This window comes from Moraxella sp. TY6, assembly GCF_048551375.1.
In the GTDB taxonomy this organism is placed as follows: Bacteria; Pseudomonadota; Gammaproteobacteria; order Pseudomonadales; family Moraxellaceae; genus Faucicola.
On record NZ_JBLYZJ010000009.1, the window covers coordinates 21589 to 45022 of the forward strand.

Consider the following 23434-nt stretch of genomic DNA (forward strand, 5'->3'; position numbering starts at 1 on the left):
AATGCGTTCTTCTCGCAAAGATGACAGGTTGTTTTTAATGCAAAATAAAGTAATTGACTCGAATTTAGAAACCGCTGAAATTCCCGATTGGCATAAAAAGCTACTTGATGAGCGGTTGCATGAAATTGAGAAAAACGGATTTAAAGGCGAAGATTATCACATAGTGATGAAACGTATTCGTGAGAAAATTACTAATAAAAGTGCTTTAAAGGCTAATCGTCCTTCACGAATAGGGATGTTACCTGATATCAAAATTCCTGACGATTTTGACAAAATTGAATTAACAGAATTTGAAGAGAGCGAAATTTTCCCCAAAAATTACAAACCTTAAGTTTTACAAATGATTAAATTTTAAAGTAGGAACAAAAATGAGCGAAACTAACGCCCCAATCCGCAAGGAATTACTCGTTGATGGCTACGAAGTGGTAATCGGTATTGAAATCCACTGCCAACTCAACACCAACACCAAAATCTTCTCGCCAGCCTCGACCCTATTCGGGCAAGAGCCGAACACCCAAGCCAATATCTTAGACTTGGCGATGCCTGGTGTATTACCTGTGCTAAACAAAGAAGTGGTCGAAAAAGCCGTCATGTTCGGCTTGGGTGTGAATGCTGAAATCGGTATGATGAACGCCTTTGACCGCAAAAACTACTTTTACCCAGACTTGCCAAAAGGCTACCAAATCAGCCAAATGGCTCATCCGATTGTCGGACAAGGCTATATTGACATCGTGGTCAATGAAGGCGAAAAAAACGAATACGCCAAACGTATCGGTATCACACGGGCTCACCTAGAAGAAGATGCAGGTAAATCTGTGCATGATGCCGTGCCACAGATGACAGGCGTGGACTTAAACCGTGCAGGTACGCCCCTTATCGAAATCGTGTCTGAGCCTGATATGCGGTCTGCCAGTGAGGCGGTCGCCTATGTCAAAGCGATTCATCAGCTTGTCACTTGGCTTGGCATCTCTGATGCGATTATGGCGGAAGGCTCATTCCGTGCCGACTGTAACGTATCGGTGCGTAAGCCAAATGAGCCGTTTGGCACTCGCAATGAGCTAAAAAATATCAACTCATTCCGCTTTATCGAAATGGCAATCAATGCCGAAATCGAACGTCAAATCGACCTTATCGAAGACGGTGGCAAAGTCCAACAAGCCACTCGCCTATACGACCCTAGCACCAATACCACCCGTGCCATGCGTACTAAGGAAGAAGCCAACGATTACCGCTACTTCCCAGACCCTGACCTATTGCCTGTGCATATTGATGAAGCGGATTTTGAGGCGATTAAAGCCAAATTGCCAGAATTGCCAGTCGCTCGCCGTGAGCGTTTTCAAGCGGATTTGGGCTTATCAGAATACGATAGCCGTATTTTGACTGCCAGTCGTTCGTTAGCGGATTACTTTGAAAATGTGGTCGAAAAAGTGGGTAAAGATAGTGCAAAAATGACCGCCAACTGGGTGATGGGTGACTTACTTGGTGCGTTAAACAAAGATGAAAAAACCATTGAGCAATCACCGATTAGCGTAGGGCAATTTGCCAAACTCATCGAACGTATCAAAGACAATACGCTATCGGGCAAACTTGCCAAGCAAGCCTTTACTGCCCTGTTTGCGGGTGAAGGTGGTGATGGTGATGATGCTGTCGATAAAATCATTGCTGATAAAGGCTTGAAGCAAGAAACCGATACAGGGGCGATTAAAGCTATTGTGGAAGAAGTCTTGGCAAACAATCAAGTGATGGTTGATGAGTATAAGTCTGGGAAAGAAAAAGCCTTTAATGGTCTAGTCGGACAAGTGATGAAGGCCAGTAAAGGTAAAGCGAATCCTGCTCAAGTCAATGAATTGTTAAAGTCGTTGATTGGGTAAAAATAAAAACCCATAAATTAACAGCTCGTACACGTTGCAAAAAATCTAAAATTGTATATAATAGCAAGCCTATTCGGGGTGTAGCGCAGCTTGGTAGCGCACTTGCATGGGGTGCAAGGGGTCGCGAGTTCGAATCCCGCCACTCCGACCAAACAACATATTAAGGGCGTTCGTTATAGTTCACGAACGCCCTTTTTATATGGGTTTCAGCCATCTAGCCGTTCATTGCGGTTCAGTCAAATTCCTTTAAATTCACGAATAATTACGGTATATTTTACGGTATATTTTTATACCGTTGGAAATATACCGTCATGCCCCTAACCGATACCCAAATCAGAAAGCTAAAACCAACCGATAAATGCACACCATCACGCCCCGATAAGTACAGCGATGGCGATAACCTACGCTTGTGGGTTCGCCATACTGGTAACAAGGTATGGGTAAGCGATTATACGTTTGGCGGTAAACGTGAAAGCCTTACCATTGGCAAATACCCTACAATGACACTTCAACAGGCAAGAGAACGCAACAACCAAATAAAAGACATGATAGCCAACGGTATAGACCCCAAAGCGGAAAAGAAAAAATATACCGCAATTCGTGACGGTATAAACCAGTTTTCCAATTTAGCCGAGCAATGGCATGGCAAACGAAAGGACAGTATCAAGGCAGGAACTTTCAGCCGTGACTATAGCCTATATGAGCGTGATATAAAGCCATTTATCGGTGGCAAGGACATTACCACCATTAACCCACTTGAGATACTGGACATCGCCCACCGTATCGAGAACCGAGGGGCAGGCGATATGGCAAGGCGAGCCATTGGACAGATTGGGCAAGTTTTTACCTATGCCATGCGGTTAGGTATTGTCACGTCAAATCCTACCTACAAACTAAGCGAGGCATTAGCCCCACGCAAACAACAGAGTTTTGCACGGATTACCTTTCACCAGTTGCCCAAACTGCTAAACACCATTGACAGCTACAAGGGCGATTTACTCACCAAACTGGGCTTTTACCTTTTGGCTTATACCTTTGTGCGTACCAATGAATTACGCTTTATGCAGTGGGATGAAATAGACTGGCAAGCCAAATTATGGCGAATACCCTCCGAACGCATGAAAATGAACCGCCCTCACATTGTACCGCTTGCCCCTCAAGTGTTGGCAATACTGGAACAAATCCGTGAGTTAGGTTTATCCGATACTTACGTTTTTTATAATTCGTCACGCCAACAGCCATACAGTGAGAATGTTTTTACCAATGCTTTAGATAAGATGGGCTATCGTGGCTTGATGACTGGTCACGGCTTCCGTGGGCTTGCCAGTACCACCCTACACGAACGCCAATACCTGCATGAAGCTATCGAATTGCAACTAGCCCACGACAAGGAAAACAAAATCAGCAAGGCATACAATGGGGCAGAGCATTTGCTTTATAGGGTCAAGATGATGAACGAATGGGCGAACATGATTGATGACGCTAAGGCAGGCAAGATAGATAATTTAATTCATTTTGCCAGTAGCAAAGCAATCAAAGCTATAAATGAGTAAGCGACCATGATAAGGAACTGGAACGGCAGGAGTTTACATTGGTTCATTACGGTTTATAGCGGTGCGTTTTGTGCTATAATTACTGACATGAATTTAATAAAATATCACACAAGTATTTGATATTTATAAAAAATATACTGACATTTTTAATGACATTTTACCGTGAAAGGCAAACGCCTTGAAAGTTTTAAAGGTGACCTAGTGGCGATACAGAGGGCTATGCGTGATGAATGAGCCAAAACACAAAGTAGTTTTAACCCAGTATTTTATGGAGTGGTATAACAGTTTGACGGAAGACGAGCAGGACACCATACAGGCGAATATCATTATTCTACAGCAATATGGTTACCAGTTGGGCAGACCGAAAGCCGATACGATACACGGCAGTAAACTAACCAATTTGAAAGAGTTACGCATACAGCATGAGGGCAGACCGTACCGAGCATTTTTTGTGTTTGACCCTAAGCGAAATGCAGTTTTATTGTGTGGTGGCGATAAGACAGGCGATAAACGCTTTTATGACAAGATGATACCCATAGCCGAAACAGTTTATAAAGACTACTTAGCGGAGAATAAAGACCATGAGTAAATTTACCAATTTTGATGACCTTTATAACGCCCTACCCAATGACCGTAAGGCAAAGATACAAGCCAAAGTTAGACAACTTGAGCAAGAAATTAGCCCTATTGCTGATGGGGAAAGCCAAGAGGTAACGATTACTTTGCCTAGCAATATTTTGGCATGGTTGAATAAAAACCGCCAACAGGGGCAAGACTTGCCAACACAGGTAAATCACTTATTGGACGAGGCTATTTTAAATCACGCTATGGCGTAACCACTTTTGCAAGGCTAGGAGTAATTAACCGAACGGCTATACTTCGCACCGAATAGCCAACGCCTTGCACCCTCTTTTGATTGGTGCGTATTGGTGCGAGATTGTGGAAAGCATAACCATTGAGGACACATTAAAATTACTAAGTGAGGGATTACAGAAAACATGGACAAGGCATAAACTAGCCGATTATTGCAGAAGTGGACAGTTCACCCCCTATTTTGAGTTTGTGGGGGGCGTATCAAAAACCACGCAAATAGATTTTGATTTTAACAACGTTCCCCCCAGTTTGGGGGAAAACGCTCACAAGCAACCTATAAACAACCCACAAAAAAGCACGATTTTGCTATATAACGAGTTATTGCTATCAGTGGTAAGAAATCCCAAACGCACCGCCCCAGTAAACTATGGCAAAGAATACGACCCACGGACAGGAGAGGTGTACGAAGACATTTACCAATTATGCCCCATTGGTTATTTTAATGCTGAAAATGTCAACCTTTTGGATACTTACACCCCACCAAATGATTATTTTTATGAAGTTACCACAGATGACATTTTATTCAGTAAGTCTAGGATAATGGACTACATAAAAACCATTAATATGTTTGATGACCTTACCGAACCCAAAACCACGCCAGCCGATGACGAACCAAAAGAAAGTGTTTACCATCTTGTAAATGCTATGAAAACACTATTACTAGACCCACAATTAACAGGGCAGTTTTTCCAAGATAAAGACAATGAAAACGCACCTAAAAAGCCTACACAAACCATGTTAGCAAAACACATAGAAAGCATGAAAATTAGAAACTTAGGCGAACGCACCATTAACGGAATTTTTGCACAAGCTAACAAAATCAGTTAGCCCCACCTTTTGCAAATTGCAAATTGCTTTTGGCAGTTTGCAATGACCTACCACTACCCCACCACCTAAGATAACCCCAAGCGAACCGCATAGCATTAAGCGGTTTTTTATTAACACGCTATGGAGTTATCAGCATGACCCAAAACCAACCTATCACCCTACCCCCTCAAGGCGTAAGCCGTGCCAAGCAGATTTTACAGCTTGTACCGATTGGCAAAACCACACTTTACAAACTGGTAAAGCAAGGCAAATTCCCACAGCCCATAAAGCTAGGCGAGAATACCACCGTTTGGCGTAATGCCGAAGTGTTGGCATGGCTTGACAACCTAGACAGCCAAACAGCATAAGGGGCAGAGCATGACAGCAAACACCCCTAGCCCCAATGATACGACCACCCACAAACGCCAGTTACTTGCTCACCTTATGACTGGTAAAAAGCTAACCACCATCACCGCATTAGAGCATTACCAATGTTTTGCTTGCTCACAGCGGTTAGGGGATTTACGCAGAAATGGCGTACCAATTCAAAGCCAATTTATCAAACTAGCCAATGGTAAGCGTGTAAAAGAGTATTGGCTAGAGCCTAGCTACATTCAAAAGGAGGGGCAATAATGACAGACTTATACAAAGACACCACCCCACAGCCTAAACGCTCACAGGTGGCAAATGGTGAGCATGGCAAGGGTATGGCTATGCTATGCGAGATTATCCACACACTTATCACCGTTACCATGTTGGCAGGCGTGTTGCTATTGGTTATCCATTGCCAACCACTACACGCAAAAAACAAACTTCTTTCCGTTGTGGGAATTCCCACAACGAACAACAGTTTATTAAATAACTTAGATAATAAAAACTTGCATATTTTTACGGATATGGGGGATAATACAGACCTCTCAAAAAACAATAGCGGACAAGCCAGCCGTTACCCATTGGCTTTTTTTGTGCCTAAATCATTGCAAGCCTCTCAAGCGACCAATGCCAAAGACACAACCCACCTACCCCCATTCTTAGGGGTAAACCATCATATCATGCCATCAATGGCAATCAGTTATGGTGGGGTGACATTGCAAAATAAGCGTAAGCCAATATGCAGGGCGGTTACTATTGTTACCGAGAGTGAACCCCACCACCCTATGATTTTTCATAGCGTGGTAACTACTCAAAAAACAATAGGAGGGCATTACCATGCCTAAATCAACTCACACCCCTATCAAAAAACCTCACACCGTTACGCTAAATGAAATTGACCTTTGCCAATTACTCGATGAAATCGAGGGGGTTAATTGTGCCATTGACGATGTAACCAAAGCACTGAACCTTATCCGTTTTGGTGATGACAACACGCCAGCCAAAGCCCTTGCTAGTCTATCTATTGAAACCCTTTGCACATGGGGCGAAATCTTAGCGGTAGCCCATGCTGATTTAACCAAAACAATGCAGGGGGTAAGCCATGAGTAACCGCCCTCAACGTGGCAAAAATAAGGGGCGTACAGCCCTTTATTTTCCAAAGTGGCATTACACCACCCCCCACACCGATAAACGCAACCAACGCAACGCTATCGCCAATGGCAGGGGGATTTTCAAATGAAAAATAAACCAGTCATTATGCTAACGAAAGCCCTTAACAAGGAATACCCCAAACGGAGCAAAGCAAAGTTTAAAAACTTTCCCCAGTGGGTAACACAGTCATGCACCAAAGCCGATTTAAAAGACGGCTTTATGATTGGTGCAGAGTTTTACCGCCCTGTTTATGGCATTGCCATTAATGGGGTTTATATGCCCTACCGTTTTGACAATAAACACGCCAGCCAAATGTTACACAACCATTTGCTACCACAATTTTTACAGCGTGGGGCGAAGTTTGATACTGGTATTTTGGGCTTTCAAGTATTTACCGAGGGGGATTTAACCAATGAACAATAAACCAAACTTAGAGCAAGCCACACGCCACCTAAACGCCCTAGCCCCCAATGGTGGGGCGTTTACCTTTTGCACCATCAAAGGCAAAGTAACAAAGCATTATCACGGAACGCTTGAGCAACACGCCACCCAATTAACCAAAGCAAATGAGCAAGGGGCAGGCGTGTTTGTGACAGTAAACAAAACTGATGGCAAGGGCAGAAAGGAGGAAAACATAACGGCGGTGCGTGGGCTGTTTTTGGATTTTGACAACGAGCGAGGGCAACGCACTGATGACCTGTTAAGCCTAGATTTATTCCACAGTGAAGCATTAACGCCCAGTATGATTGTGGAAAGCTCAACAGGCAAACATCACGCCTATTGGTTCGCTGATGGGATACCATTGGATAAATTTAGCCAGTGGCAGGAAAAGCTAATCCATCACTATAGCCACCTGTTACCAATGGATAAAATCGACCTATTAAAGGACTTGCCTAGGGTAATGCGATTGGCAGGGTTTTATCACACGAAAGGCGAGCCAGTTATGACAAGGATTGTCTATCCAAGGGAGGGCGAGGCGATACAGCGTTACACATTGGCAGAGATTGGGGCGTTTATTGACAGCTTGCCCACCTATGACAGGCAGACAAGCCAAAAGACAACGGACAGCAAACACAATGACATTGTATCAGATGATTGGGACTTTACCAAAGATGAACCGTTAGGGTTATCAGTGGCAGAGATTAAGCACTATTTGCAATATGTCACGGATAATGCGGATTATGACACATGGCTAAAAATGGGAATGATACTTCACCATGAATTTAGAGGCGATAGCGAGGGGTTAAACTTGTGGGATAGTTGGAGTGACACCGCCCATAATTATGCAGGGTATGACGAATTAGCCGAGAAGTGGCAGACGTTTGACAGCTTGCCCAAAGATACGCCCATAACACTTAGAACGCTGATTAAATGGGCGATGGATAATAAGGGTTTTAAACCCTACCAAATCGACATTACGGACGCTTATACCGTCATTGCACAACTTGCCACACTGGACGAAACCGCCTACCAATTACAACGAAAAGAAAAGGCAAAACAGATTGGCATTACCCCCACAGGGTTAGACAAAGCGGTCAACGCAGAACGCAAAAAAATTGATAATGAAACCCAAGCTAAAGTTGTGGACGATACCGAGCCACACACCGAAGCAGTCAACGGCAACGCCTTAGCCGATGAAATTTATTCACTGGTGAAAGCACATATCGCCTGTGAGGATTCCATAGCAGTAACAGCCACACTATGGATATTCTTTACATGGTGCATTGAGGTAGCCTATATCGCCCCCATTGCGTGGATAAATGCACCAGAGAAAAGGTGCGGAAAAACACAATTAGCCAAACTCATAGGGCGTATGAGCAAAAGAGCATTGTTTGCTAGTGGTATTTCGTCAGCCTCTTTATTTCGCACCGTGGATAAATTCAACCCTACTTTTATCATTGATGAAGCGGACAGTTTTATCAAAGATAATGAGGATTTAAGGGGTGTTATCAATGCAGGTTTTAGCCGTGACAATCCGTATATTATCCGTTGTGTTGGTGAGAACCTAGAGCCAACGCCTTTTAATGTTTTTGGGGCAAAGGTGATAAGTGGTATCGGTAAATTGCCTAGCACCATCACAGACAGGTCAATATCGCTCACACTTCGCAGGGCATTACCAACCGAGGATATCAAACGGTTGCGAGATTTACCCATTTCAGTAACCGAAGCTATTAAATCGAAGTTGGCAAGATGGGCTAATGACCATAGCCAACAGGTATGCACCGCAAAGCCAACCCTACCGCAAAGCATTTATAACCGTGAATATGATACATGGGAAATATTGTTTCAAATCGCCCACGTTTTAGGCGGTGATTGGCTAGAGCGTGTAACAGTGGCTTGCCTAACTATCACAGGAAACGAACCCACAGAGCCTAGCCTAAATGAGCAGTTACTCATGGATATTAAGACCCTATTTGAACGCCATAGCCTTGAGCGTATTTCCAGTAAAGATTTATTGGCAGGACTTACAGGGGGATTGGGTGATGAGTTTGGGGAGCATGAACCCATGATATGGGAAACCTATAATCATGGTAAGCCAATGAGCGATAGGCAACTTGCCAAACGATTAAAGGATTTTGGGATTAAGTCTATAAAAATCCGTTTTGATGATAAAACCTTAATGGGATACTACAAAAAGGATTTTTCAGACGCTTTTAATAGATATTTGCCCCAGTAACCCTATTTTATACGGAACAATGGAACAAACCAGTAATAGCAAGGCTTACAGCCGATTTTTATACGGAACATTATTTAATCGTGTTCCGTATAAAAACAACCGAAAACCCTTGATTTTACTAAGTTGTTCCATTGTTCCGCTTAAACACCCCCCACTTGAGAGAAAATAATAAAGTAGTGGTTAAATTGGCAGGCGTGGCGATGATTGGGGCATGGTTTAGGCTATGCCCTTTTTATGGAATCCGAAAATAGGTTAAAACCTCATTTTTTAGCCAAAAATGTAGTAAAAAGCAGTATTTTTACCTCAAAAACAACCAAAAAATACTAAAAAACCTTACTTTTTGACCCAAACACAGCTTAAAAACCACCAAAAACGCCCTAGTTACTTCAACAAAATAACCATTTTATAAAATCCACTGTAGCCCTTGCCAGTCATAGGCTAAAGGCATATTTCATGGTAAACTATTGTTAAATTTGCCTAGTGATTTAGATATGGGAAAACTAGCCACCACACCACATTTAAGCCAATATCCAAAAATCAGCGTTGCTGATTATAAAGACCGCTTGCAACCAAACGCCACAAGCCTAACCCTAGATTATCGTTTTAGGGATAAGGCATACCATTACAATATCAGTTTGACAAAAACAGCGTGTAATTATGGCGGATATCAATATTGGTTTATTTGCCCTCATTGTGGTAAGCGTGTGGGCGTGTTGTATTGTGCAGGGCTATTTGTGTGCAGGCATTGCATTGGAGCGAACTATACCACCCAGTTAATGCAACCATTGGACAAGCTATTTGTAAAGGTGGAAAAGATACGCCACCGCCTAGGGTGGCAAGCAGGCATAGCAAACGGACACGGCAACCGCCCCAAAGGTATGCACCACAAAACCTATTTTAAACTCACCCATCAGCATGATAGTTTGGTAAATAAAATCTGTGGGGCAAGTTACAGGCAGTTGGGCATTACCCCACCCAAACACTTACAAGAATAAAGCCGTAAAAATTGGACAGTGGTATTTTTCGCCTTGCCAACCCCAAAAAACATTATCAGTTACAAAAAATATTCCAAAGCCAAAAATGATTAAAAAACGTCAAAAAATAGGGGTGACTTTTGAAAATCACGGTATATTTTACGGTATATTTTTTTGTTGAAATCTTAAAACCCTTTAGTATCAATGGTTGTAGCGTGTAGTTTGGTTTACGCCACTCCGACCAAACAACATATTAAGGGCGTTCGTTATAGTTCACGAACGCCCTTTTTATATGGGTTTCAGCCATCTAGCCGTTCATTGCGGTTCAGTCAAATTCCTTAGCGTATATTGTGGTTCGATATTTGTATTAAAATGTACGCCATATTGCAAGGAGTAAAGAAAACGCCTTGCTCCCTATGTTAATTGGTACAAGTGTGGTAAAAAATTACTTATTTTTTTAATGACCTGGCTTTATATTCAAATAGATATAACCAAAACAAAAAAACCTCTGGAGATTTCAGAGGTTTTTTGTTTAATTCATTAGAGCTTTATATATTGGGGCGAATGATGGGGCTCGAACCCACGACAACCGAGATCACAACCCGGGGCTCTACCAACTGAGCTACATCCGCCATAGTAAATTATATTGTGACACAAACACGCAATATGGCGCGCCTGACAGGATTCGAACCTGTGACCACCTGCTTAGAAGGCAGATGCTCTATCCAACTGAGCTACAGGCGCATAAAAAAAAGCCTGTTCGGCTCTTTGCTCTTTGTAGTAATTGATAACTACCAATCACAAAGAGTGGTCGGGGCGACAGGATTCGAACCTACGACCCCCTGCTCCCAAAGCAGGTGCTCTACCAAGCTGAGCTACGCCCCGACATTTACTTACCTTTTAGTGAGTTCTTTAACTCTTCGCTAAGTGGTGCGTATAATATAGCAAGCGTGTATCTCTGTCAACGGTTTTTTTCATTTTTTGTGATTTTTCTTTATCGGTTTTATTTTGCCTAGTTTTTAACCGCTGAGTTTTTAATAAAATATAACGTGGGTAACGCTATGCTAACCCACGCTACTTTGTTATGGTGCAACAGCGGTCTATGACTGTTTGGCTTTTAGGCTTGCCCCAAATGCTAACATTCTATCCAGTGGGATTTTGGCTTTTTCAATCAAATCCGCATCGACCAAGATTTCGTGAGTTTGGGCGGTTGGTGTGCCGATACTTTCGAGAGCGTTGATGATTTGGTCGAGGTCATTCATCGCCATCCAAGGGCAATGAGCACATGAGCGACAGGTCGCCCCCTCCCCTCGTGTTGGGGCTTCAATTAGCACTTTATCTGGGGCGGCTTGTTGCATTTTATAAAAAATACCACGGTCAGTCGCCACGATAAACATTTTATGTGGTAAGGTCTGAGCGGCTTTGATTAGCTGACTGGTACTCCCCACCGCATCAGCGATTTCGGTCATTTCAATCGGTGATTCTGGATGTACCAAAATACCTGCCTCTGGGTACATTTCTTTCATGGTAGCAAGGCTACGACTGCGAAATTCTTCATGTACGATACATGAGCCGTCCCACAACAGCATATCTGCTCCCACTTTGCTTTGGATATAACGTCCAAGATGTTGGTCAGGGGCCCAAATGATTTTTTCGCCCTCACTGTCCAAGTGGTCGATAAGTTCAACGGCAATGCTGGAAGTCACGACCCAATCAGCACGAGCTTTCACCGCTGCCGAGGTATTGGCATATACCACCACGGTGCGGTCAGGATGTTGGTCGCAAAATGCACTAAAATCTTCAATCGGACAGCCCAAGTCCAGTGAACAAGTGGCTTCGAGGGTTGGCATTAGCACGGTTTTTTGTGGGCTGAGGATTTTGGCAGATTCGCCCATAAATTTGACCCCTGCAACTATCAGCACATCTGCGGTGCTATCTCGCCCAAAGCGTGCCATTTCCAAGCTATCCGACACGATACCGCCTGTGGCTTCGGCAATGGCTTGAATGTTTGGGTCGGTATAATAATGGGCAATTAAGGTGGCGTTATGTTGTTTTAATAGCTCGCTAATACGCTGTTTTTTAACTTCAAATTCTGCGTCATCAATTTGGATGTCTTGGGGAATGCCGAGTTTATCAAGATGTTCTTTGACGATTTGTTTGGCAGAAACGTCTATCAGCTGTTCTTTCATGGGGGCATTGGCGGATTGGCTAGTCATGTTGGCGAAGTCCTTTTGATTATTTAAATTTGGCGGATTTTAGGCTAACTATAGCAGATATTATGAGGCTTTTTGGCAAAATTGCGGTTTTATGCAGAATTTTTTTGTGAAAAGTGCTATATTCAAATATAAAATACACAACATTTTATGACAATTTTATGAATTTTTAAATTTTTTATCTGAAAATAAGGCACTTCCATCATGGCAACCTCTTGGATAGCTGATTTACCAACGTATCCTTATCAACAAATCATCACCATTTTTGCTACGGCGGTGGGCTGTGGTATGTTGATTGGGATTGAGCGTGAACGCCATAATACGGCTCGTGGTAAGCCGTCTTTTGCAGGTTTTCGCACCTATGTATTGATGAGTTTGATGGGGGCAATGAGTTTTTTGTTTGGCGTTGCCACAGGCATTGTAGGGCTGATGTTTGCCAGTGGGGTGGCGTTGGTATCGCAATCTAAAAACACCCATGAAAGCCCCGGTATCACCTCAGAAGTGGCATTGGTGATGAGTTTTTTGATTGGGGCATTGTGCGTATGGCAACCTTTGGTGGCGACCAGTAGTGCGGTGATTGTGACTGGGTTTTTGTTATCCAAAAGCTCACTCGATAACTTCGCCAGTCGTTGGCTTACCGAGGCAGAAATGCGTGATGGTACGATGTTATTGGCATTGGCGTTGGTGGCGTTGCCCTTGATGCCAAACAAACCCTACTGGGGAACGGTGCTAAATCCCTATGTCACGGTACGGTTATTAATTTTGATTTTGGCGGTGCAGGCGGTGGCTCACCTTGCCAAACGCTTGTTGTCATTGCGTCATGCGATGTCGCTAAGTAGCCTTGCCTCTGGTTTCGTATCGAGTACCGCCACGGTTGCCAGTCTTGGGTTACAGGTGCGGACAGGTATGGCTTCACCCAAAGTCAATGCAGGCGGTGCGTTGATTTCGTGCGTAGCGACCTTAATTCAATTTATCATCATTGCCAGTGGGACAAATATGGCTTGGCTAAAAGTGGTGATTTTACCTGTGATTGTCGGCAGTATCGTGGGGGCAGTTTGGGGCTTGTGGCTGTTAAAATCACCCAAAAATATCAACCATCCCCCTACCCCAACCGCCTCACCTAACGTAACTGAACTGACGGCTGATAATGCCCAAACTGCAACCACACCAATGGTGAATGACAAAAATAACCGTATGTTTAGCCTAAAAGAGGCAGGGCTAGTGGCGGTGGCATTGACGCTGATTCAAGTGATGATTTATGGCTTGGGGCAATTATTGGGTGATACAGGGCTGATGGCAGGGACGTTACTGGCGAGTATCTTTGAGATTCATGCGGCGATGGCGGCAGTGTTTGTGCAAGGCTCGCCTCTGCTATCGTTTAGCAATGCGTTGATGATATCATTCTTGCTTGGGATGACGGTGCATAGCATTGCTAAATCGGTGAATGCGGTACTCACAGGCGGTTGGCAATATGCCCGTTATTTTATGGCAGGACTGTGGGTACAGACTTTGGTGTTTAATGGGATTTTGGTTGCATTGATGGTGTGGGGGTAATTTCTATCAATTTCTGTTTATTGGTAATTTTTTTTGATTAAGCTAGGGCTTACAAAAAACTATCATGTGTAGGTTGGGTCGAAGTATGAGACCCAACGTAATTTATTGATAATGTTGGGTTTCGCACGCTCAACCCAACCTACATTCTATAAAAATTTGTAATTCCCATAAGGTAATTTTGATGAATATACCCAATCTTTTGCTCGATGAATCAACATCCAACACCGTTCAAAATTTGGAAACAGTGAATAATGATGGAGATTTATCTGATGAATCCATTCGTCAAGTGATCAATCCCGAACGCCTTGCTCAATTATTATCGCAAGCAGACGCTTTTGGGGTGGTAAATTCAGAAAAATTGGATGATTTTTAACGCAAGTTTACCGTTTAACAAGTTTCGTTATCAAATTGCGTTCACTATACCCAACCACGCCGATATAGCCGATTAACAATAAATTCGACCACCAAAATTGATGATTAAATACCGTAACAATCACCACACTACACACGCTTAACAATGCCAAAAATCCCAAGATTTTTTTGGTTTTATACGGAATCGGATAAAAGTGTTGCCCCAAGCCATACGACACCACCATCATCAAGGCATACACGAACAGCGTCACCCAAGCCGACACCATAAAGCCATATTTTTGCAAAAATAGCATGTGTAAAAGAATGGTCAAGCCTGCCCCCACCCACGAAATTGCCGAGCCAATCCCTGTGCGGTCGGTGACTTTATACCACGTTGATAAGTTATAATAAATCCCAAAACACAAATTCGCAATCACGATAATCGGCACGATATTAATCGCCGTCCAATAGCTCTCATCGGTGATAAACAGGCGTTTTAGCCAACCCATATTGGCAATAATCCCCAACGCCACCACCGAAGCAAACAGGGTAAAATACTCAGTCATCATGGCATAGGTGTTTTTGGCATCGGCATTTTTCATTTGTTTAAACAAAAACGGCTCAATCCCCATGCGGTATGCCGTGACAAACAAGGTCATCAATACCGCCAATTTATAACAACCGCCATACGCCCCTGCGTCGGCTTTATCAATCATATAATATTGAATGATTTTGTCAAAATTTTCATTCACCATAAACGCCAAACCTGCGAGCATCACAGGGTACGAATAGCGAATCATTTTACCAAATAACGCTTTATCAAAGCTAAATTTCACCTGTTTGACAATCGGCAATAACATGATAAAGGTGGCGATACTGGCGACCAAATTGGCAAAAAACGGATACGACACTTGTTCGGTTAAACCAAAACTTTTGGCAGATTCGATTGGGATAAAACGGAACAGGGCAATCACCAACACGGTCTGAATAACAATCGAAGTCACTCGAATCACCGAATATTTGACAGGCTGATTATGGTAACGAAGCCACGCAAACGGCAAGGTACACACGGCATCAAAAAACGCAATCCACGCAAACCAACGCAAAAACTCAGGGTGTTTGGCATAATCAAGGACTTGCGACAATGGCTGACTAAACGCCAAAATCGCCAATAAAAACACCCCTGCCATCCCAGTGATAAACCAAAAACTGGTACTGAACACAGTTTTTTCACCACCGACAACTTCTTCTTTGTCCGAAGCAAAACGGAAAAATGCGGTTTCAAAGCCAAAGGTCAGCACGATATTGATAAAGGCAATCCACGCATACAAACTTGTAAAGACGGCAAAGGCTTCTTTGTCAATGTAGTGGATATATAAGGGATTGAGTAAAAAAGTGATAACACGAGGCAAAATCGCCCCAATGCCGTAGATGATGGTTTCGCCCAATAATCGCTTGATATTCACAATATTGCCTATGACCGATGACAGGTATAAATAAAAGTTAAGATGAAAAAATTTTGCCTATTTTAAAGCAAAGCTTGTCAATATGATATGTTTGTTTTGAATTGCCAAATGGAACAACCCTATTCAATCGTGGTATAATCAACAAATGACGTTTTATCTTTGTCAAATACCCATAAAAATCAATCAAATAACAAAACAAGGGCTAATAAAATGAAAAACCTCAACCCTAGTCACCCATTATTCATCAGCTCACTCCTTGTTTCTACGTTAGCCTTAGTCGGCTGTAGCAGTGGTTCATCGAATAACGCCAAATCCTCTAATTCCCCAACGCCAAACAAACCTACGCCTGCTTCTAGCGTACCACCCACCCCAACACCCAATCAACCTAGCCCTGCTTCCACTGTCGCTCCTACTCCTACCCCAACACCAAATCAGCCTAACCCTAGCCCTGCCCCAGCCTCGTCACCCTCATCGACCACACCATCAGCACCAACTACGCCAACTACACCAACTACGCCATCGACACCCTCTAGCCCTAGCACACCCCAAACGGTTCAGTTTAACAACAGCCAAACTGGGGAAGCCATCAATGCTGTGTGGTATCCACCTGTTTATGACGGCAAACCAAAAGCGGTAGTGGTTGCGTTGCACGGCTGTGGCGGATTATGGTCAAGTAGCACCACCCAACCGCAAAAACTCTCTCAACGCTACCGAGAGTATGTGGCTCAATTTCAGCAACAGGGATTTGGCGTGTTACTACCAGACAGTTTTACCCTACGCAATTTGACCAATGTTTGTCAAACGACTTATGACACTCGCCAACTGACCACCAGTGAGCGTGCAGGCGATGCCACAGGGGCGTTAAAATGGCTTGCCTCACAGCCGTATATTGACATGAGCCATGTTGGTTTGGTCGGTTGGTCAAATGGGGCAACCACCAGTTTACGAGTGCGACTGCAACAAGCCAAAGCCACTGACCCAACCCAGCCCAACTTTGCGTCAACCGCCGTATTTTACCCCGGCTGTGCCAGTATCGCTTCCAAAAATGCGTCATTGGGCAAAGCCCCATTATTGATTCAAATTGGGGCGGATGATGACTGGACACCTGCTAAAGATTGCGAACAATTACTTAGCCAACGCCAATTAGCAGGTGAGCCATTTGAGTTAAAAATCTATCCCAATAGCTATCACGGCTTTGACAGTAATGACCCTGTGAAAGTCCGCCTTGATGTGCCAAATGGGGTCAATGGGGAAACCGCAGGCGTGCATCAAGGGGGCAATCCTGTGACCAATGCACAAGCCAAAGCAGAACTGGACGCATTTTTACGCCGTACGTTAATCGCCAATTAAGCAATAAGCAAATCGTAGGGGCGTAATGCTTACGCCCTGTTTAAAGTTTTAGCGATTGGGCTTATGCAATAAGCCCCTACAAGCTGAAAATCATAAAAAAAGAGCGTATCCAATACGCTCTTTTTTTACATCATTTTTTATCAAACATCCAAATAATCCAAAATACCTTTGGCAGCTTCACGCCCTTCCCAAATGGCTGTCACCACAAGGTCAGAACCACGCACCATATCACCACCTGCGAAGATTTTTGGGTTTTTGGTTTGGAATTTATAGGTTTGCTGTTCTGGAGCAATCACTCGACCGCTATTGTCCATCTCAATGCCTTGGGCAGTAAACCAATCTGCAGGACTGGTACGGAAACCAAACGCCATAATTACCGCATCGGCAGGTAGCATTTCTTCTGAATTTGGCACTGGCTCTGGGCTTTGGCGACCACGATTGTCTGGTTTACCCAGTTGCGTGGTAATGACTTTCACGCCTGTGACTTTACCATTTAAGCCCATGATTTCAATTGGTTGACGGTTAAACAGGAATTGAACCCCTTCTTCACGGGCATTACGCACCTCACGGCGTGAACCGGGCATATTTTCTTCATCACGGCGATAGGCACAAGTCACTGAAGTCGCCCCTTGACGGATACTGGTGCGGTTACAGTCCATGGCGGTATCACCACCACCGAGTACGACCACTCGCTTGCCTGCCATATCAATGTAATCACTGGCATCTTTTTCCCACCCTTGACAGCGATTGACATTGGCAATCAAGAAATCAAGGGCATCATACACGCCTTCCAGTTCTTCACCTGCATAACCGCCTCGCATATAGGTATAAGTCCCCATACCCATAAACACCGCATCGTATTCGGCTAAAATCTCATCAATGGTAATGTCTTTACCAATCTCGGTATTAAGGCGGAATTCAACACCCATGCCTTCAAACACTTCACGGCGACGACGCATGACATCTTTTTCCATTTTAAATTCTGGAATACCAAAGGTCAGCAATCCACCAATTTCTGGACGTTTGTCAAACACCACAGGTTTTACGCCGTTGCGAGCCAAAATATCCGCACAGCCAAGACCTGCAGGGCCTGCACCGATGACAGCGACTTTTTTATCCGTCCAAGTCACGCCACTCATATCAGGTCGCCAACCCAACGCAAAGGCGGTGTCGGTGATGTATTTTTCGACATTACCAATAGTCACTGCCCCAAAACCGTCATTAAGGGTACACGCCCCTTCACACAGGCGGTCTTGCGGACAGACACGACCGCAGACTTCTGGTAAGGTATTGGTTTGATGGCACAGTTCGGCGGCTTGAAAAATTCTGCCTTCAGTCGCCAATTTTAGCCAGTTAGGAATGTAGTTATGCACAGGGCATTTCCATTCACAGTAGGGATTGCCACACGCAAGGCAACGGTGGGCTTGGTCAGTGACGGTGTCGGCTTCAAAAGGGTAATAAATCTCGACAAATTCATGTTTGCGTGTGTCGATGTCTTTTTTGCTAGGGTCGGTGCGAGGCACGTCAAGAAATTGGAAGTCGTTATTTAAGCGTTTTGCCATGTCAAATTTTCCGCTAACTAAAAATTGTCTAAGTGAGAGGTTAGGTGCGTTTGACACCTAACCGACCTGCCGTAAACGGACTGAACGCATACTTATTGCGGGTCTGCCATTGTGGTTTTGAGCAATGAAGCGATATTGGCAGCCTTTGGCTTGACCAAATAGAACTTACGCACATAATGCTCAAAGTCATTGAGTAGGGTTTGTCCCCACTGGCTACCTGTTTTGGCAACGTGTTCTTTGATAATTGACATCAAGTTAATGCGATGGTTCTCGGTTTGTTCATTCGAGATGCGGTGCATATCAATCAACTCATGGTTACAACGGTCAAAGAAATCACCATCCAAATCAAGCACATAAGCAAAACCGCCTGTCATGCCTGCCCCAAAGTTTAACCCTGTTTTGCCCAATACCGTGACGATACCGCCTGTCATATACTCACAGCAATGGTCACCTGTTCCTTCGACCACGGCATGACAGCCTGAGTTACGCACGCCAAAGCGTTCACCTGCCGTCCCTGCGGCAAACAAGCGTCCGCCTGTCGCCCCATACAAACAAGTATTACCGATAATCGCCGTTTGTTGGCTAGCAAAAGTCGAACCTTTTGGTGGATAAATCACAATCTCACCACCTGCCATGCCTTTACCCACATAGTCATTGGCATCGCCCTCAAGCTCAATATTCAAGCCCCCTGCATTCCACACGCCAAGGCTTTGCCCTGCTGTCCCTGTCAAATGTAGATTAATTGGTGAGCCACTCATGCCGACATTACCATAAATTTGGGCAATTTCACCAGAGATTCTCGCCCCAATCGAGCGGTCACAGTTACCAATACGATAGCTAAAGTCACCGCCACTGCCTGCACGAATGGTTGGCATCATATCTGACACCATCGCTTCGGCAAGTAGCCCTTTGTCAAACGGTTCGTTTTTGGCAACTTGGCAAGTCTGTGGCGAACCATCCGCTTTGCTATGGGTAAATAATAAGGGTGATAAATCAAGGTGTTGCTGTTTACTGGTATTGCCGTCCAAAATACTGAGTAAATCGGTACGACCGACCAATTCTTCCATTGAGCGTACGCCCAATTTAGCAAGCCATTCACGAGTTTCTTGAGCGACAAATTTAAAGAAATTAATCAGCATTTCGGCTTCGCCAATAAAATGCTCATCACGCAATTCCGATTTTTGTGTCGCCACCCCTGTTGGACAGTTATTCAGGTGACAAATACGCAAGTATTTACAACCCACGGCAATCATCGGTGTTGTACCAAAACCAAAACTTTCTGCACCCAAAATCGCTGCTTTAACCACATCCAAGCCTGTTTTTAAACCACCATCGGTTTGTACACGGACTTTATGACGCAAGCCATTGACACGCAGTGACTGATGAGCTTCTGATAAACCCAATTCCCAAGGCGAACCTGCATAATGAATCGATGATAAAGGCGAAGCGGCCGTACCACCATCATAGCCAGAAATGGTAATCAAATCCGCATAGGCTTTGGCAACCCCAGTCGCAATCGTACCCACACCAGGGCGAGATACCAATTTGACTGATACCAAGGCATCTGGATTGACTTGTTTTAGGTCAAAAATCAACTGTGCCAAATCTTCAATCGAATAAATATCATGGTGCGGTGGTGGCGAAATCAAGGTCACCCCTGGCACAGAATAGCGTAAACGAGCAATCAGACTATTGACCTTACCACCCGGTAACTGACCGCCCTCACCAGGTTTTGCCCCTTGAGCAATTTTGATTTGCATGACTTCTGCCGAACGCAAATACGCAGGTGTGACCCCAAAGCGTCCAGAAGCGACTTGTTTGATTTTAGAATTTCGCACCGAGCCATAACGCACTGGGTCTTCACCGCCCTCACCAGAGTTTGAGCGACCGCCAATGGTGTTCATAGCAATGGCAATGGCTTCGTGAGCCTCTGGCGATAACGCCCCCAATGACATCCCTGCCGAGTCAAAGCGTTTTAGGATATTATCAATACTTTCAACATCATCGACACTGATAGGATTGTCGGTATTTAGTTGTAACAAATCACGCAAGGTCGCCACAGGACGAGAGTTGACGATATCAGCATAAGTTTGGTAATTACTGTAGTCGCCAGTGCGTACCGCTTTATGTAAAGCTTGAATCACATCTGGGTTAAAGGCGTGATATTCTTTGTTAAACACAAACTTAAGCAGACCGCCTTGGTCAAGTGGCACACGTTTGCTAAAGGCATTGTTTGCCAATACTTGCTGGTCAATCGCCAAATCTTCAAAAGTTGCCCCTTGAATACGGCTTTCCACGCCTGTAAAGCATAATTCAACCACTTCATCTGACAAACCCACCGCTTCAAACAGTTGAGCCCCACGATAAGATGATACGGTCGAAATCCCCATTTTTGATAAGATTTTTAACAAACCTTTATCCAAGCTTTTGCGGAAATTTTCTTGAGCGTATAATGGGTCGCCTAACAATTCGCCTTTATCAATTAAATCGGCAATCACATTGTAGGCAAGGTATGGATAAATCGCTGTCGCCCCAAAACCGAGCAACACGGCTGCATGATGCGAGTCACGCACCACACCAGTTTCGACCAAAATATTGGCATCGGCACGCAAGCCGACATTAATCAAATGATGATGCACCGCCCCTGTCGCCATCACCGCATTGGCAGGCAATTTACCTTGCTCAATATGGCGGTCAGTCAATAGCAACAACACCTTACCCTCACGTACCAAGGCTTCGGCTTGCTGACAAATCGCACGAATCGCTTGCTCAAGTGGCATATCTGACGCATAGTTCAAATCAATTTCGGCAAGCTCAAAGCCCGCTTTATTGATTTGTTTGAGTTGTTTCATTTTACTGGCGGATAAAATCGGCGATGACAACACAATACGATTGGCATGGTCAGCGGTTGGCTCAAAAATATTTTTCTCAGCCCCCAAGCAGGTTTCGAGTGACATCACAATCGCTTCACGCAATGGGTCAATCGGTGGGTTGGTGACTTGAGCAAACTGTTGACGGAAGAAATCAGCAACATGGCGGATTTGACGAGATAGCACCGCCATCGGCGTGTCATCACCCATCGAGCCAACTGCTTCTTGTCCATTTTCCGCAGAAGGACGTAAAATTTCGGTACGCTCTTCGTTGGTGATATGGAACATTTTTTGATAGGTTAGCAAAGTGTCATCAGTAACTCGCTCGGCAAACGCTTCTTCTTCTAGCTTTTCATCATTCCGCAGACGCACGGCATTTTCACGAAGCCATAAACGATAAGGATGGGCTTTTTTCAGCAAGCGACCAATGGCTTTGGTGTCCATGATGTTGCCAGTTTCGGTGTCAATCACCAGCATTTGCCCCGGCCCAACACGACCTTTAGCAATGACATCTTCAGGTTGATAATCCCAAGTACCAACTTCTGAAGCGACCGTGATATAACCGTTTTTGGTAGTGACCCAACGTGACGGACGCAAGCCGTTGCGGTCAAGCATACACACCGCATAGCGACCGTCTTGAATCACCAAACCTGCTGGACCGTCCCACGCTTCCATATGCTGAGAATAAAACTCATAAAACGCTCGCAAATCCATGTCCATGGTATCGACATTTTGCCAAGCAGGTGGCACTAGAATCGACAACGCACGGAACAAGTCCATACCGCCAGATACCAATACTTCCAGCATATTATCAAGGCTGGATGAATCCGAACCTGTACGGTTGACCAAAGGATGCAGTTCTTGCAATTCTGGGATTAAATCGGTGACGAATTTTGGTGTGCGAGCCACTGCCCAGTCACGGTTACCGTCAATGGTATTCAATTCGCCATTGTGAGCAAGGTAGCGGAACGGTTGGGCTAATGGCCAACGAGGTAAGGTATTGGTCGAAAAACGCTGATGGAAAACCACGATATGCGACATCAAACGCTCATCTTGCAAATCCAAGAAAAACGCAGGTAAATCGGCAGGCATCACCAAACCTTTATAAATCACCACTTGTGACGTTAAGGAGGTGACATAAAATAGCGGGTCATCGGTAAGCTGTAATTCAGCTTTTTTGCGAGCGACAAATAATTTACGGTTAAAAGTGGCTTCATCCATACCATCTGGACAGTTGACCAAAATTTGCTTAAAGGCAGGTAGCGACTCTCGTGCAATGTCGCCTACGATGGATAAATCCACAGGCACATCACGCCAGCCCGCCACGTTCAAGCCTTGGGCATTTAATTCAGCATCCAAAACCTGTTGGCTATGGTCGGCTTGGGCTTTATCCAAATTGACAAACACCGTTCCCACTGCAAATGTTGGGGCTAATGCAAAGCCATTATCAATCGCCACTTTTTGAAAAAAGTCCTTTGGCATGGCAATCAATAGACCACAACCATCCCCTGTCTTGCCATCCGCTGCCACCCCACCACGGTGCGTCATACAACTTAGGCTATGAATCGCCGTTTGTACCAAATCATGGCTGGCTTCGCCATGCGTATGAGCAATCAAACCAAAACCACAATTGTCTTTAAATTCATTGGGTTGGTAAAGATTATGCTGATTGGAATACTGATTAGACATGATTGTTTCCCTTAACAAGCAAGTGGCAAGAAAAGATGGGTAATAAATGAGGCAAGCAGAGAAATTAATAACGAAATGGTATAGACAACCTTATATTTGG

21 protein-coding genes and 4 tRNA genes are annotated in these 23434 nt (G+C 44.3%); 18 read left to right on the forward strand and 7 right to left on the reverse strand.

Features of this window, described 5'->3' with window-relative positions:
* The first annotated feature begins 1 nt into the window (after position 1).
* From ACK1U4_RS08130 to ACK1U4_RS08200, 15 genes are all read left to right on the forward strand, one after another.
* Positions 2 to 331, forward strand: a complete 330-nt coding sequence (locus tag ACK1U4_RS08130; RefSeq protein ID WP_419401068.1) for a hypothetical protein — start codon at positions 2 to 4, stop codon at positions 329 to 331.
* Positions 332 to 368: 37 nt separating this feature from the next.
* Complete coding sequence (gene gatB / locus ACK1U4_RS08135) at positions 369 to 1871, forward strand: Asp-tRNA(Asn)/Glu-tRNA(Gln) amidotransferase subunit GatB (RefSeq protein WP_419401067.1); 1503 nt, start codon at positions 369 to 371, stop codon at positions 1869 to 1871.
* 74 nt (positions 1872 to 1945) lie between these two features.
* Positions 1946 to 2022: transfer RNA gene (locus ACK1U4_RS08140), tRNA-Pro, on the forward strand.
* A gap of 160 nt (positions 2023 to 2182) precedes the next feature.
* Positions 2183 to 3424, forward strand: a complete 1242-nt coding sequence (locus ACK1U4_RS08145; RefSeq protein WP_419401963.1) for a tyrosine-type recombinase/integrase — start codon at positions 2183 to 2185, stop codon at positions 3422 to 3424.
* A 226-nt stretch (positions 3425 to 3650) separates the two neighbouring features.
* Complete coding sequence (locus ACK1U4_RS08150; RefSeq protein ID WP_419401962.1) at positions 3651 to 4013, forward strand: type II toxin-antitoxin system RelE/ParE family toxin; 363 nt, start codon at positions 3651 to 3653, stop codon at positions 4011 to 4013.
* Positions 4006 to 4260 carry a hypothetical protein gene (locus ACK1U4_RS08155; RefSeq protein WP_419401961.1) on the forward strand — a complete coding sequence of 85 codons (255 nt, stop codon included), beginning with the start codon at positions 4006 to 4008 and terminating at the stop codon, positions 4258 to 4260. Before ACK1U4_RS08150 ends, ACK1U4_RS08155 begins: the two co-directional genes overlap by 8 nt.
* Before the next feature lie 103 nt (positions 4261 to 4363).
* Entirely contained in the window at positions 4364 to 5125 is a 762-nt protein-coding gene (locus tag ACK1U4_RS08160; RefSeq protein WP_419401960.1) for a hypothetical protein, read from the forward strand.
* A 134-nt stretch (positions 5126 to 5259) separates the two neighbouring features.
* Positions 5260 to 5472, forward strand: coding sequence for a helix-turn-helix transcriptional regulator (locus tag ACK1U4_RS08165; RefSeq protein ID WP_419401959.1), 213 nt, complete (start codon positions 5260 to 5262; stop codon positions 5470 to 5472).
* Between the two features lie 10 nt (positions 5473 to 5482).
* Positions 5483 to 5737: a helix-turn-helix domain-containing protein gene (locus ACK1U4_RS08170; RefSeq protein WP_419401958.1), complete on the forward strand. Its 255-nt coding sequence runs from the start codon at positions 5483 to 5485 to the stop codon at positions 5735 to 5737.
* Entirely contained in the window at positions 5737 to 6321 is a 585-nt protein-coding gene (locus ACK1U4_RS08175) for a hypothetical protein (protein WP_419401957.1), read from the forward strand. The genes ACK1U4_RS08170 and ACK1U4_RS08175 overlap by 1 nt, the downstream gene beginning before the upstream one ends.
* Positions 6314 to 6586, forward strand: coding sequence for a hypothetical protein (locus ACK1U4_RS08180; protein WP_419401956.1), 273 nt, complete (start codon positions 6314 to 6316; stop codon positions 6584 to 6586). Before ACK1U4_RS08175 ends, ACK1U4_RS08180 begins: the two co-directional genes overlap by 8 nt.
* Positions 6579 to 6716, forward strand: a complete 138-nt coding sequence (locus ACK1U4_RS08185; RefSeq protein ID WP_419401955.1) for a hypothetical protein — start codon at positions 6579 to 6581, stop codon at positions 6714 to 6716. Before ACK1U4_RS08180 ends, ACK1U4_RS08185 begins: the two co-directional genes overlap by 8 nt.
* Positions 6713 to 7051, forward strand: coding sequence for a hypothetical protein (locus tag ACK1U4_RS08190; RefSeq protein WP_419401954.1), 339 nt, complete (start codon positions 6713 to 6715; stop codon positions 7049 to 7051). Before ACK1U4_RS08185 ends, ACK1U4_RS08190 begins: the two co-directional genes overlap by 4 nt.
* On the forward strand, positions 7041 to 9305 hold the full coding sequence (locus ACK1U4_RS08195; protein ID WP_419401953.1) for a DUF3631 domain-containing protein: 2265 nt from the start codon (positions 7041 to 7043) through the stop codon (positions 9303 to 9305). Before ACK1U4_RS08190 ends, ACK1U4_RS08195 begins: the two co-directional genes overlap by 11 nt.
* Positions 9306 to 9796: 491 nt before the next feature.
* Positions 9797 to 10300 (forward strand): hypothetical protein, encoded by a 504-nt coding sequence (locus ACK1U4_RS08200; RefSeq protein ID WP_419401952.1) that lies wholly within the window; start codon positions 9797 to 9799, stop codon positions 10298 to 10300.
* A 535-nt stretch (positions 10301 to 10835) separates the two neighbouring features.
* On the opposite strand, the gene ACK1U4_RS08205 is transcribed toward ACK1U4_RS08200, so the two are convergent.
* From ACK1U4_RS08205 to nadA, 4 genes are all read right to left on the reverse strand, one after another.
* Positions 10836 to 10911: transfer RNA gene (locus ACK1U4_RS08205), tRNA-His, on the reverse strand.
* Between the two features lie 35 nt (positions 10912 to 10946).
* A tRNA-Arg gene (locus tag ACK1U4_RS08210) sits at positions 10947 to 11023 on the reverse strand.
* A 64-nt stretch (positions 11024 to 11087) separates the two neighbouring features.
* A tRNA-Pro gene (locus ACK1U4_RS08215) sits at positions 11088 to 11164 on the reverse strand.
* Between the two features lie 215 nt (positions 11165 to 11379).
* On the reverse strand, positions 11380 to 12468 hold the full coding sequence (gene nadA, locus ACK1U4_RS08220) for a quinolinate synthase NadA (RefSeq protein WP_419401103.1): 1089 nt from the start codon (positions 12466 to 12468) through the stop codon (positions 11380 to 11382).
* A 228-nt stretch (positions 12469 to 12696) separates the two neighbouring features.
* Between nadA and ACK1U4_RS08225 the strand changes: the two genes are divergently transcribed.
* Both ACK1U4_RS08225 and ACK1U4_RS08230 read left to right on the forward strand, forming a co-directional pair.
* Complete coding sequence (locus ACK1U4_RS08225; RefSeq protein WP_419401066.1) at positions 12697 to 14046, forward strand: MgtC/SapB family protein; 1350 nt, start codon at positions 12697 to 12699, stop codon at positions 14044 to 14046.
* A 181-nt stretch (positions 14047 to 14227) separates the two neighbouring features.
* Positions 14228 to 14419 (forward strand): hypothetical protein, encoded by a 192-nt coding sequence (locus ACK1U4_RS08230; RefSeq protein ID WP_419401065.1) that lies wholly within the window; start codon positions 14228 to 14230, stop codon positions 14417 to 14419.
* Positions 14420 to 14426: 7 nt separating this feature from the next.
* Here ACK1U4_RS08230 and ACK1U4_RS08235 read toward each other — a convergent pair whose 3' ends face one another.
* Positions 14427 to 15863, reverse strand: coding sequence for a lipopolysaccharide biosynthesis protein (locus ACK1U4_RS08235; RefSeq protein ID WP_419401064.1), 1437 nt, complete (start codon positions 15861 to 15863; stop codon positions 14427 to 14429).
* 210 nt (positions 15864 to 16073) lie between these two features.
* Between ACK1U4_RS08235 and ACK1U4_RS08240 the strand changes: the two genes are divergently transcribed.
* Positions 16074 to 17213: a dienelactone hydrolase family protein gene (locus tag ACK1U4_RS08240; RefSeq protein WP_419401063.1), complete on the forward strand. Its 1140-nt coding sequence runs from the start codon at positions 16074 to 16076 to the stop codon at positions 17211 to 17213.
* Between the two features lie 140 nt (positions 17214 to 17353).
* Here the strand turns inward: ACK1U4_RS08240 and ACK1U4_RS08245 are convergent, their stop codons facing one another.
* Positions 17354 to 18775 (reverse strand): FAD-dependent oxidoreductase, encoded by a 1422-nt coding sequence (locus ACK1U4_RS08245; RefSeq protein ID WP_419401062.1) that lies wholly within the window; start codon positions 18773 to 18775, stop codon positions 17354 to 17356.
* 92 nt (positions 18776 to 18867) lie between these two features.
* Positions 18868 to 23334, reverse strand: a complete 4467-nt coding sequence (gltB, locus tag ACK1U4_RS08250) for a glutamate synthase large subunit (protein ID WP_419401061.1) — start codon at positions 23332 to 23334, stop codon at positions 18868 to 18870.
* Positions 23335 to 23434: the final 100 nt, after the last annotated feature.